The following is a 1,349-nucleotide window of genomic DNA, read 5'->3' on the forward strand; positions in this document are numbered from 1 at the left end:
CTGCTGTTGGTTTTTTACTTTGTTGTCCGCAGGATATAGGAAATTCTATTATGAAATTATGGCATAAAGCATTGCTCGGCGGGTTACTGCTGAGCTCACTGAGCGCATCCGCAGGCGTCATCGTTGGTGGTACCCGAGTGATCTATGACGGCGGTAAAAAAGAGACCGCTCTCAGCGTGAAGAACCCAGATAAAACGGCCTATCTCATCCAATCCTGGGTTGATACACAGGAAGGTGGGCAAGCGAAAGCACCTTTTATTATTACCCCTCCGCTGTTCAGGCTGAATGCTGAACAAGATAACGTGCTACGCATTGTCCGTGCCGGGGGCAACCTGCCGGAAGATAAAGAATCCCTGTTCTGGCTGAATATAAAGTCTATTCCTTCCACAGAGAAAGTGGATAACACCCTGCAGATCGCGGTCAAGACCCGCATCAAGCTGATTTATCGCCCGGCTGGCGTAAAAGGCACGTTGAATGACGCGGCGCAAACCCTCAAATGGCAGCGTAGCGGTAATACCTTACAGGCAACCAACAGTTCACCTTATTACCTGAGCTTCTTCTCCATCTCCGTTGGCGGTAAAGAACTGCCAGAAGTGACCATGGTCGCTCCGCATGCCACGGCAAGCTTTGCGCTGCCCGCAGGCGTAGCCGGTAATACGGTCAGTTGGAAGATCATCAATGATTATGGTGGCATCAGCGACGCCTTCCAGTCCTCTCTGTAACACAGGTAAACCAGAAAACATCAGAGTTTCACCCGTGAACAGGAATCTGAGAATGCGCTATACGCCAAGCAATTACCGCACTAAAAACAAGATGCAGAACTTCAAGCTATTGCCGTTGGCTTTCTTGATTGGCTTGATGGTGGCCGATCTGCGCGTGGTCCAGGCACGTGAATATTTTAACCCGGAACTGTTACAGATCGATAACCCGGCAGAAGCAGGGGCCGACCTGTCGGTATTTGAAGAAGGCGATACCCAGGCGCCTGGGACTTATCGTGTAGACGTCTTGTTGAATGGTCAGGTGATCAACTCCCGTGAAGTGGAGTTTATCCAGCATCGTGATGAGGCGGGCAAGGTCAGCCTGCAACCTTGCCTGAGCACCCGCGATCTGGCCGCTCTCGGGGTCAACATTGTCGCGTTCAGCGCGTTGAAACCAGACAGTAAGTGCGTCGATTTATCGGCCGCGATCCCTAACGCCTATACCGAATTCCAGTTTAGCAGCCAACGGTTGAACCTGAGCATTCCGCAGGCCGCGCTGAAGAGCGAGGCCCGCGGCTATGTGGCGCCAGAAAAGTGGCAACAGGGGATCCCTGCACTGTTGACCAACTACAGTTTCAGCGGCTCCAACAG

2 protein-coding genes are annotated in these 1,349 nt (G+C 52.3%); both read left to right on the forward strand.

What is annotated here, in order from left to right:
• Positions 1-50 precede the first annotated feature (50 nt).
• Positions 51-722: a fimbrial biogenesis chaperone gene (locus AC2A1E_RS24070; protein WP_484385854.1), complete on the forward strand. Its 672-nt coding sequence runs from the start codon at positions 51-53 to the stop codon at positions 720-722.
• Positions 723-774: 52 nt separating this feature from the next.
• Positions 775-1,349 (forward strand): FimD/PapC N-terminal domain-containing protein (locus AC2A1E_RS24075; protein ID WP_484385855.1); only part of this gene is annotated, 575 nt, incomplete at its 3' end.

The sequence above is a fragment of the Serratia sp. HNCC26DJ206 genome (assembly GCF_057180605.1).

What these genes read in the sequence shown, in the direction of transcription:
- AC2A1E_RS24070 (WP_484385854.1), top strand. Translation starts at nt 51, where the DNA reads ATGAAATTATGGCATAAAGCATTGCTCGGCGGGTTACTGCTGAGCTCA.